Source organism: Micromonospora sp. 15K316 (assembly GCF_004348525.1).
Lineage (GTDB): Bacteria > Actinomycetota > Actinomycetes > Mycobacteriales > Micromonosporaceae > Micromonospora.
Genome location: NZ_SMKG01000229.1, coordinates 1 through 9,234, shown reverse-complemented (window position 1 = coordinate 9,234; position 9,234 = coordinate 1). Strand labels below are relative to the sequence as shown.

Below are 9,234 nucleotides of genomic sequence, written 5' to 3'. Positions count from 1 at the left end.
GGCCTTCCCGTGACGTAGCCCCGACCGGATTCGAACCGGCGCTACCGCCTTGAGAGGGCGGCGTCCTGGGCCGCTAGACGACGGGGCCAGGCACATTCCGTGCTACACCCGCCCGGTGGGCGGTGCCGCTGTAGTTTAGCGACGCCCCGCCGAGGGGTGTGGACCGGGTCCACGCGGGTAGACCCCGCAGAAGGAACGGCCCGCCTCGCCGAAACGAGACGGGCCGCACCCGATGTAGCCCCGACCGGATTCGAACCGGCGCTACCGCCTTGAGAGGGCGGCGTCCTGGGCCGCTAGACGACGGGGCCAGAACCTTCCCTTACCGCTCCTGCGAGCGGCGCCGCTGAACCCTATCAGACACCTGCCCGACCCCTCACGGAGCAGAGCGCGGACTTCAGAATCCAGCGACCGGCGTTCTCGCGAACACCGGTTGCTGGGGTACCAGGACTCGAACCTAGACTAACTGAACCAGAATCAGTCGGGCTGCCAATTACCCCATACCCCATTGGCCCCTTGCGGCGCCGGGAATGAACTTTACCCTCCCGCCGCCAACAGGCCAAATCCAACCCCCCAAACCCAGCCTGAGCTGCGGTTTCAGGGCGTCGGAGCCGGATCAGGCGACCGGTAGCACCGGGTTGGTGAGCTCGCCGATCCCCTCGATCCGCACCGTGACCGTATCCCCGTCGGTGAGCGGGCTAACCCCCGCCGGCGTACCGGTCAGAACGATGTCGCCGGGTAGCAGCGTCATCACGTGCGAGATGTACGAGACGAGCGCCGGCACGTCGAAGACCATGTCCCGGGTACGCCCCAGCTGGCGCACCTCCATGGCGTCCGGGTCGGGACCCACCTCGCACCGGATCTCGAGGTCGGAGACGTCCAGGCCGGTGGTGATCCAGGGGCCGATGGGGCAGAACGAGTCGAAGCCCTTCGCCCGGGTCCACTGGCCGTCGGAACGCTGGAGGTCCCGGGCGGTCACATCGTTGGCACAGGTGTAGCCGAAGATGGCCCGCTCCGCGGCGGCCCGGTCGGCGCGGCGGGCACCCGTCGCCCCGATCACCACGGCGAGCTCCGCCTCGTGCTCGACCTGCTTCGAGAAGATCGGCAGCCGGATCGCGTCGCGCGGACCGATCACCGAGGTGGACGGTTTGAGGAAGAGCAGCGGCTCCTTCGGGACCTCGCTGCCGTGCTCGGCGGCGTGCTCGGCGTAGTTGCGGCCGACGCAGACGACCTTGCTCGGCAGGATCGGCGAGAGCAGCCGCACATCGGAGAGGGCCCAGCGGGCGCCGGTGAACTTGATCTCGCCGAAGGGGTGCCCCTCGATCTCGGCGACGGTCAGGCCCTCCAGCCCGGCCGACGTCTCGCCCTCGGCGACCCCGAACGAAAATCCATTGGCATGAGCGAAACGAACGATACGCACCCGGCAAATCTAGCCCGGCCGCCGCCGCGGCCACCGCCGACGCCGCAGGCGGGGCCCGGCGAGCATCAGCGGAGGGTACGACGCGAACCGGCACGCCACGCGACGGCCACTGGGCGCGGGAGTGCCCTGCGGCGGGCGGGGCCGCGGAGCGTACGCGACCCGGCGGCCGGCCGGGCGGGTTTGGCCAAGTCGTACCCGCACGACGTGTCCCCGCCCCTAGCGTCGGCTCCGGAGGTTCGTTCGCATGCCTGCATCGACACGACACCACAAGGCCCTCGCGGTGTTCGTACACTGCCTCGGCATCCTCGCCGCCGTGCCGGCCCTGCCCGCGGTGATGCCCGACCCGGCCGCCGCGCGGCCACGACCGGCGGTGGCGCCGGAGCCCTCGTCCTCGGGTTCTTCGCCGTCGCCGTCCCAGCAGCCGGGCATGCCCGCGGCGCCGCCGGCGGTCCCCACGCCCACCCGGGCGCTGCCACCGCCACCGAAACCGCCGGTCAGCGTCGCGGTGGCCCCGGTGCCCACACCGGCCCCGGCGTACCGGATCCACGTGCGCAACACCGGCGGCTCGCCGGTGGACACCACCGTCCGGCAGGAGTTGCCGGCCGGAGCCGCGCCCTCGATCATCTCGGCCGGCGGCCAGGCCAGCCGCATCGCGGGCCAGTCGGCGAGCGAGGTGACCTGGCGGCTGAAGCTGCCGGCGAACAGCGTCACCACGCTGAACACCTCGTTGGCGCAGGCGCCGACGGGTCAGCCGATGACGGCACCCGCCTGCGCCTTCACCAGCGACGGCAAGCGGCCGTACGACTGCGCCACCGCCACCTGGAACGCGGCGGCGGGTGCGCCCGAGAAGGACACGTCGACCCCGGCGTGGCAGCGGACGCCGGTACTGGTCGGCGTGCCGGCCGCCGTGGTGCTGCTCGGCGGGACGACGGGGTGGTGGCTGTGGCGGCGACGGCGGCGGCCGGTCGCCTCGGCCCTCGCCGCCGGCGACGGCGGCGAGGGAGCCGCCCGCGACCCCCGGCACGGTCGCGGCACCATCTACCCCCGCCCGGCCACGCCCCGGGCGACGGTACGGCGGCGTAAGCCCCCCGTCTGGCTGCTCGTCACCTCGGCCGTGGCGGTCCTCGCCGGGGTGGTCGGCGTGGCCGGCTGGACGGCCACCCGCCAGGTCACCTCGATCGACACCGACAGCCAGCCGACGAGCGGTGCCTGGCACGGCAAGGGCGTCGCCGGGCCGATGGGGGTGCCGCTGCGCGAGTCGGCCTTCGAGTTCACCGTGTACCGGGTCGCCTGCGCCGCGCCGGGCGACGCCGGCCGCCGGCAGTGTCAGGCCACCGTCGGGGTTCGCAACCTGACCCCGGAGCATCAGGCCTGGCACGGGGAGTTGCAGCGGGCGTACCTGCCGGGTGGCCGCTTCGTGACCACCGACGAGCCGGCGACCCGGATGGCCAACCTCGGTCGGGACGTCTTCGCCCAGCCGCTGGCGGCCGGGAGCCGGGTGGTCCTGCCGTTGGTCTTCAGCGTCGACGGGCGGGAGCCGCCGAAGCAGCTGGAGCTGCGCAGCGGGGTCTTCTCCCCCGGTGTGCGGGTGGACGTGCCCTGACCGGCCGGGTGGGTGGCGGTCGTACGCTGGTGCGATGACCGCCGCCCTCACCCCGGTAGCCGTGCTCGACGCGGCCGACTGGCAGGCGCGGCACTATTCGCACCGCCCGGCGCAGCTGCGTCGCTGGCACCCCGGGCCGGGCGTGCTGCTGCGCGGCGCCGACCTGACCGAGTTCGGTCGCGACTACCGCGCGACCGGCGAGGGTGTGACCCTCGACACGACCGCGGTGCGCGCCCGGCGCGCCGAGTCGATCGACTGGATCCGTACGCTCCTCGCCGCGACCGCCGGCCGCCAACCGCACCTCGGCTGCTTCGGGATGCACGAGTGGGCGATGGTCTACCGGCAGACCCAGGCGGAGGTACGGCACAACGCCTGGCCGCTGCGGCTCAGCCCGGAGGAGACCGCTCGGACGGTGGAGGCGAACCGGATCCGGTGCAGCCACTTCGACGCGTACCGGTTCTTCACCGCCCCGGCCCGGCCGCTGAACCTGCTCGCCCCGTCCAGGGAGACACAGCACACGCTGGAGCAGCCGGGCTGCCTGCACGCCAACATGGATCTGCGCATGCGCAACTCAGGCACCTTCCGAAGGTGGGGGGTATCGAAGCGGCACGAAGCGGACAACAGGGGTCGAGACCAGTGACTCCCCTGCCCGCTTCCACCTGGGCTGCCCTCTCACGGGCACACGAGGAGCGCGCCGACTCCCTCACTGCCGGACATCGAGCCCGCAAGGCCACCAGGGAACGCCACGCGATCGATGACTTCTTGTACGACTACTACGGCACCAGGCCCTCCGTGCTCCGACGCTGGCACCCGGGCGTCGGCATCTCCTTGGAGCCCGGACCGAACGGCCCTGCCCCACACCGACTGTGGCGTTGGTACGCCACGGACGCGGACGGAGTCGTGGGCTTCGACGTCGCAGCGTTCCTCGCCGACCGGGCCGAGTCGGTGCGCTTCATCCATCGACTGATGTCCGCGATCGCGTCACGACCAGCCTTCACTGGCTGCTTCGGCCTGCACGAGTGGGCGATGGTGTACCGCCAACGGGAACATCGGCATCCACTCCCCCTGCGACTTGGGCAAGAGGGAACTGACGCGGTAGTCGAGTCTCACCAGATCCGCTGCACGCACTTCGATGCGTTCCGGTTCTTCACCCCTGACGCGGTCAGCCTCAACCGGCTCCAACCAACGAGGGAGAGCCAGGTAGAGCTTGACCAGCCGGGCTGCTTGCATGCCTCGATGGACTGCCACAAGTGGGCAACCAAGCTGGGCCCTGCGGTTCCGGGGGATCTGGCGCTCGACTGCTTCGAGCTGGCGAGGGACATCCGGCTACTCGACATGCAGGCGTCCCCGTACGACTTCTCCTCCTACGGGGAACCGGCGGTGGCCATCGAGACACCCGAGGGCAAGGCCGAGTACGTCGCTCGTCAACGCGAGTTCTCGCAGCGCGCGGGCCGACTACGCGCCCGGTTGATCGATGTGTGTGCGGCGCTGCTTGACGGAGCGGAGCCACCGGCAAGGGTGGGGGCATGACCCCCTGAGACACCCTCTCCGCACCGCTGCGTCATAGCATCCACCATCTTGCCCCGGTTCCAAGGTTGCCCAGAAGCGGGGATCTGGCCCCAAGGTCAACTCGATGACTCAGCGGCGCTCTGGGAGGGTTGAAGATCCTCAGGGAGCGATGGAGCCGGCCAAGAGCCAGGCCGACGGCATCGGGCAAGCTTGAGCGGTGGATGTCGAGGCGGTACGAGTCGAGGGCTACTACGAGGTCCTGGCGCTTCATCGCATGCTCATGGAGTGCAAGTCCGAGGACCTTGGAAGCGTCTACGCAGGCAGCCCGTTCATAGCCGCCATCCAGCATCGCCTGGTTGACGCCCTTGAGGCCGCCGACCCGGGCCAAGGATGGCACACCTGGCGGAACGCCGATGCGCACCCCCACCGCGTAGAGGCCGTCCGCGCTCACCTGGCTCAGGCAGGCGAGTGGTGGCAGGACGCCAGCGACGAACAACGTGCGGCATACGTGCAAGACCTCCTCGCACCGTTGCGGCCCTCGCAGGAACTGCTGGCCGAGCTGTCAGGAGCGCCAACGTCGGCAGGGTGACGCAGCTGCGGGAAGCCGGGGAGGATGTTCCTCCTACGCGCGTAGGCGCGCGCCCCTGCGCGCGCGTACCAAGGAACTACTCCGTAGGAGTAGTGCTGTTCTGCTGTAGATCCATAACCTGTAAGCAGTAGATCTTAGATAGACCCCGAAGGGTCTCTAATCCGTATATAGCTGGATACCAGTAGCACTGGGATGCAGGGGCGCTGCCGCGAAGCGTCCGCGCCACAGGATCGCTGCACTACCTGGTTCATGCGTCGGCGGAGAGCCCGAAGATCAGGAGTCCGAAGATGAGCCCCTTCGGGGCCCTCTCCCCGGTTCGGTCCTCCCCCGGGTCAGATGCTCGCAACCTTCGCGGGGTCTCCCGCCCTGAACAACACATCGACATGCCGCTCATCGGTGCGGCGAACGCCACGCCCCTTCTGGCGGAGACGACAGCTCACGACAACCGCGAGGATCAGGGACCGCTTGCGGTCTACGTCCAACCCGTCCCAGTGACGGCGCACCTGCTCGTCCGTCATCCCGGTGACGCCCTTGACGGCGCTGTCACTCCCCAACTGGGATAGCTGATCCTCCAACTCATCCACCCGACTGCGCATGGTCTGGGATGCAGTCAGGAACTGCGATCGCGTAACGAGCCCGGCAGCGTAATCGGTGGCCAGATCATCGAGCCGTGACCGCAGGCTCCCCAGCTCGTCCCTCATCTGCTGAGCAGGCAGGTCATCCTCGCTCTGCTCGAACGCTTCCGCGAACTGCGGCGCGGTCAGGAACCGGATCACACGCTCACTGACCATGGTGTCAGCCTCGTCCTGACGGTGGGATACGCAGTGCTTGAACTTGCACTCATAGACGGCGTAGCTACCCTGCTCGCCCTTCCGTCCACGCCATGCCGTGCGGATGGGGCCACCACAGTTGGCACAGGTAGCGACGCCCGTCAGCAGGCTGCGACGGGGACCGCCACCACCAGTCTTACGGGTAGGAGAGTTGAGCACACGGACAGCGGACCGGTAGATCTCCTCGGGCACCAGGGCATCCCAGTTACCCGGGCCAACCTCATCCCCTGCGTACGTCCGGATAGCGCAGTTCCTGGCAGACATGAGGAGCTGACGAACGGTTGCTCCCGTCCATCTCCTTCCCCTGGTGGTGAGCATGCCCTGACGGTTCCACTCGTCGGCGATCGACAAGAGGGAGCGCCCCGCCAACAGATCCTGGTACGCACGCTGAACGGCCTCGGCTTCACCACCACGAGGTGTTCCGTCGCGCTCGTATCCGAAGGGTCGAGCTGACCACCAGGGTCGGCCCTGGGAAGCGCGCTGCGTGGCTGCCAGACGCTGACGAGCAGCCTTCTGCTGGCCCTCGAACTGAGAGAACGCCGTGACCACGTTCGCCATCAGGATGCCGGTCGGGTTGCTCAAGTCCAGCATCCCTGCGGTCACGGCGTGGACGGGTACGCCGTAGCTGATCACCCGGTCCAGCTCACGGGTGAGGCGGACGAGCCGGTCGAGATGCCAGACGATGATGGCGTCCGGCTTCGGGCTCAGGGTGAGCAGCTTCTCGAACGCCGGCCGGACCCGGCCGGTCGTGGCGCTGATGCTGTTGTCGATCAGCTCCCGCGTCACCGTCCAGCCCTGACGAGCTGCCAACTCCCGGCAGGCTTCGAGCTGCCGATCAACGCCCAGCTCGTTACCCAGCTTGTCCAGGCTGAGCCGTGCGTAGATGACGACGTCCATCCCTGCGTTCCCTCCCTCGAAGTTGCCTGGCATGAGGATACGCAGGGATCTCTACAAGTGGGCGTACAAGCTCTCCCCGCTGGTCCCGAGCGAGTTGGTCGCCGACGCCTTCGCGCTGGCCCGCGAGATCCGCACGCTGGACATGCGGGCGTCGCCGTACGACCTCGCCGATCTGGGCTACCCGCCGGTGCGGGTGGAGACCGTCGAGGGCCGGCACGAGTACGTGCAGGCGCAGCGCTCGTTCGCCGAGCGCGCCGCGCCGCTGCGGGCACGCCTGATCGCGGAGTGCGACCGGCCTGCCCGGCCGTGCGAGGGGTGAGGCGCTGCCCGCCGACGGACAGCAAAGGAGCGCCGCTCAGCTCGCCCGGCGCACGCGCAGGCCGTCGAGAAGCAGCGCCAGCACCAGCGCCAGTTCGTCCTCCAGGACCGGCTCGTCCCACTCCGACACGTGGGCCGGATGGTGGAACCGGGTGGTGGCCTGCAGCACCGCCCGCGCCGCGAGGGCGGGGTCCGCCACGTCGAACTCCCCGCTGGCCACCCCGTCGGCGACGATCACCGTGAGCTGACCGGTGAGCACCTCGCGGTGGGCCTCCACGACCCCTTCGGACTGGGCGGCCAGCAGGTGGAACGTGTCGAACAGCTCCGGATCCTCACGGGAGATCCGTCGCTTGGCGCGGTTCAGCTCGAACAGCCACCGACGCAGCCGCTCTCCGGCCGGCCCCTCGGCCCCCGCGACCCCGGCGAGGGGCGTGGAGATCCGGGTGAGCCACCGTTCCGTGACCGCGGCCCGCAACGCCGCCTTGCTCGGGAAGTGCCGGTAGACACTGCCGTGGCTGACGCCGAGGGCCCGGGCGACGTCCAGCACGGTCGCCTTCGCCGGGCCGTAGCGGCGCAGGACCTCCTCGGCGGTGTCGAGGATGCGCTCGGCGGACAGGGTGCCGGGGTCGCTGCTCATCGCTACAGCGTCCCTGATCGCGGGACACGCGCCGCCGCGCCCCCCGCCGCCCGGCCGCCTTCCGGCACGCTTCCGTCCACACCGGGGCCAGGGACACCGTCGGCGGCGACCAGCGGCGTGCCAACCCCGGTCGCAACCGGGCGGCGTCCCTGTCCCGCGCCGGTCATGACCGCTCGCTGTCCAGGCTCGCCAACTGCGCCTCGGCGTACCGGGTGCCGGCGACCGCACCGGCCGGGACGGCGGCCTCGATGGCGGCCAGGTCGGCGTCGGTCAGCGTGACCGCCGTCGCGCCGAGGGCCTCGGTGAGCCGGTCACGGCGACGAGCGCCGACCAGCGGCACGATGTCCGCACCCCGGGCGAGCACCCAGGCGATGGCGATCTGGGCGACGCTGACGCCACGAGCCTCGGCGATCGCCCGCAACTGGTCGACGAGGGCGAGGTTGCGGCCCAGGTTCTCGCCAGTGAACCGGGGCAGGTGGGTTCGGAAGTCGGCCGGGCCGGTGGCGCGCTCCGCCGACCAGTGGCCGCTGATCAGGCCGCGGGAGAGCACCCCGTACGCGGTAACCCCCACGCCCAGCTCGCGGGCCGTCGGCAGGATCTCGTGCTCGATGCCCCGCGAGATGAGCGAGTACTCGATCTGCAGATCGGAGATCGGGTGCACCCGGTGGGCCCGGCGCAGCGTGTCCGCGCCCACCTCGGAGAGGCCGATGTGCCGGACGTGGCCGGCGGCGACCAGCTCGCCGAGGGTGCCGACCACGTCCTCGACGGGAACCTCGGGGCTCAGCCGGGACGGGCGGTAGATGTCGACGTAGTCGGTGCCGAGCCGGCGCAGCGTGTAAGCGAGGAAGTTCTTGATCGCGGCGGGACGCACGTCGTACACACCGGACCAGCCGCCCTCGGGGTCCCGCAGGGAGCCGAACTTGACGCTGATGACGGCGTTCTCGCGGTTGCGGCCGCGCAGCGCGTCACGGAGCAGCATCTCGTTGTGCCCCATGCCGTAGAAGTCGCCGGTGTCGAGCAGGGTCACCCCGGCGTCGAGGGCGGCATGGATCGTGGCGATGCTTTCGGTCTCGTCGGCGGCGCCGTACAGGTCTGACATGCCCATCAGGCCGAGCCCCAACGCGGAGACGGTCGGGCCGGTGCTGCCGAGCGTCCGAGTTTCCATGGGAGTCCTCTCGTCGTGTTGGCAGCTGGAAGCCTACATCATCTCGATGACAGATTCTCATTTCTGTCACTCGACCATGGGTGACGCCAACGGGCAGGGAGGCTGCCTGAAATGCGATGTTCACCCCGGGTCGCGGGAGCGGGACCGATCGTCGCCGCTACTCGCCGTCGACGCGGCGTTCCCGTTTGCGCTGGGACTGGCGCTTCTTCTCGGCCAAGCGGCGTTCCTTGGCCCCGCGCGACGGCCGGGTCGGCCGGCGGGGCGGGGGC

The 9,234-nt window shown here is 70.2% G+C and carries 7 protein-coding genes, 3 tRNA genes and 3 pseudogenes; 5 read left to right on the top strand and 8 right to left on the bottom strand.

Translation table 11 applies throughout. From position 1 onward, the window contains the following. Positions 1-15 precede the first annotated feature (15 nt). The 4 genes from E1211_RS27425 to E1211_RS27410 form a co-directional block, all read right to left on the bottom strand. Positions 16-88 (bottom strand) — tRNA-Glu (locus tag E1211_RS27425). Between the two features lie 147 nt (positions 89-235). Further along, a tRNA-Glu gene (locus E1211_RS27420) sits at positions 236-308 on the bottom strand. 125 nt (positions 309-433) lie between these two features. After that, positions 434-505: transfer RNA gene (locus E1211_RS27415), tRNA-Gln, on the bottom strand. A gap of 108 nt (positions 506-613) precedes the next feature. Continuing rightward, the gene (locus tag E1211_RS27410) at positions 614-1,417 is read right to left on the bottom strand and encodes a fumarylacetoacetate hydrolase family protein (protein ID WP_132352344.1); all 804 of its coding nucleotides are present in this window, start codon (positions 1,415-1,417) and stop codon (positions 614-616) included. 244 nt (positions 1,418-1,661) lie between these two features. Between E1211_RS27410 and E1211_RS27405 the strand changes: the two genes are divergently transcribed. The 4 genes and pseudogenes from E1211_RS27405 (at position 1,662) to E1211_RS27390 (ending at position 5,118) form a co-directional block, all read left to right on the top strand. Further along, complete coding sequence (locus E1211_RS27405; protein ID WP_132352342.1) at positions 1,662-3,020, top strand: hypothetical protein; 1,359 nt, start codon at positions 1,662-1,664, stop codon at positions 3,018-3,020. Between the two features lie 34 nt (positions 3,021-3,054). Next, positions 3,055-3,579, top strand: a pseudogene (locus E1211_RS27400) (3-methyladenine DNA glycosylase); the annotation flags it as partial. Between the two features lie 77 nt (positions 3,580-3,656). Further along, positions 3,657-4,550 carry a 3-methyladenine DNA glycosylase gene (locus E1211_RS27395; protein ID WP_132352340.1) on the top strand — a complete coding sequence of 298 codons (894 nt, stop codon included), beginning with the start codon at positions 3,657-3,659 and terminating at the stop codon, positions 4,548-4,550. 196 nt (positions 4,551-4,746) lie between these two features. Beyond that, the gene (locus E1211_RS27390; protein WP_132352338.1) at positions 4,747-5,118 is read left to right on the top strand and encodes a hypothetical protein; all 372 of its coding nucleotides are present in this window, start codon (positions 4,747-4,749) and stop codon (positions 5,116-5,118) included. A gap of 332 nt (positions 5,119-5,450) precedes the next feature. Here E1211_RS27390 and E1211_RS27385 read toward each other — a convergent pair whose 3' ends face one another. Beyond that, positions 5,451-6,845, bottom strand: a complete 1,395-nt coding sequence (locus E1211_RS27385) for a recombinase family protein (RefSeq protein ID WP_165947355.1) — start codon at positions 6,843-6,845, stop codon at positions 5,451-5,453. 25 nt (positions 6,846-6,870) lie between these two features. Here E1211_RS27385 and E1211_RS27380 point away from each other — a divergent pair. Next, a pseudogene (locus E1211_RS27380) lies at positions 6,871-7,164 on the top strand (3-methyladenine DNA glycosylase); the annotation flags it as partial. Between the two features lie 36 nt (positions 7,165-7,200). On the opposite strand, the gene E1211_RS27375 reads toward E1211_RS27380, so the two are convergent. From E1211_RS27375 to E1211_RS27365, 3 genes and pseudogenes are all read right to left on the bottom strand, one after another. Beyond that, a complete protein-coding gene (locus tag E1211_RS27375; protein WP_132352334.1) occupies positions 7,201-7,800 on the bottom strand; it encodes a TetR family transcriptional regulator in 600 nt (199 codons plus the stop codon). Between the two features lie 163 nt (positions 7,801-7,963). After that, positions 7,964-8,965 carry an aldo/keto reductase gene (locus tag E1211_RS27370; protein ID WP_132352332.1) on the bottom strand — a complete coding sequence of 334 codons (1,002 nt, stop codon included), beginning with the start codon at positions 8,963-8,965 and terminating at the stop codon, positions 7,964-7,966. Between the two features lie 157 nt (positions 8,966-9,122). Continuing rightward, positions 9,123-9,234: pseudogene (locus tag E1211_RS27365) on the bottom strand (aminoacyl-tRNA hydrolase); the annotation flags it as partial.

What these genes read in the sequence shown, in the direction of transcription:
- E1211_RS27405 (WP_132352342.1), top strand. Translation starts at nt 1,662, where the DNA reads ATGCCTGCATCGACACGACACCACAAGGCCCTCGCGGTGTTCGTACAC.
- E1211_RS27385 (WP_165947355.1), bottom strand. Translation starts at nt 6,845, where the DNA reads ATGGACGTCGTCATCTACGCACGGCTCAGCCTGGACAAGCTGGGTAAC.
- E1211_RS27375 (WP_132352334.1), bottom strand. Translation starts at nt 7,800, where the DNA reads ATGAGCAGCGACCCCGGCACCCTGTCCGCCGAGCGCATCCTCGACACC.
- E1211_RS27370 (WP_132352332.1), bottom strand. Translation starts at nt 8,965, where the DNA reads ATGGAAACTCGGACGCTCGGCAGCACCGGCCCGACCGTCTCCGCGTTG.